The 406-nt window shown below is 44.6% G+C and carries 1 protein-coding gene and 1 pseudogene; both read left to right on the top strand.

Translation table 11 applies throughout. The features are described 5' to 3' along the window. Positions 1 to 258, top strand: a pseudogene (locus tag ACXIUA_RS00020) (hypothetical protein); the annotation flags it as partial. Positions 259 to 268: 10 nt separating this feature from the next. After that, positions 269 to 406 (top strand): ABC transporter permease subunit (locus tag ACXIUA_RS00025; protein WP_457975834.1); only part of this gene is annotated, 138 nt, incomplete at its 3' end.

Consider the following 406-nt stretch of genomic DNA (forward strand, 5'->3'; position numbering starts at 1 on the left):
ATGAGCCCTATTAACGCAACGATTGATATTTTAACTGCTCTGTGGGCATGGAACTACTTCCTTTTGCCTTTGATTGTTCTGACTGATCAATCAAACCAGACTATTCCTTTGGCACAGTATGTATTTAGCTCTCAGTTCGCCACAAACTATCCGATGGCATTCTCTAGCTACTTGATGGCAATGGCTCCAGTTTTGATTGTGTACATTATTGCGCAAAAGTGGGTTATTGGTGGTGTTATGCGCGGAGCGGTTAAGTAGAAACAGCCCAGTGGGGTGTTTCTTTAACCGAACAAATCTGTTTATTGCTACCGGATTTATCCGCTCGATACCTGTATCTCTAGAGGAAGCAGCCCGCATCGATGGTGCGAGCACTTGGCGCATTTTCTGGCAGATTATTTTCCCTCTG

The organism is Corynebacterium sp. UMB8791 (assembly GCF_054166365.1).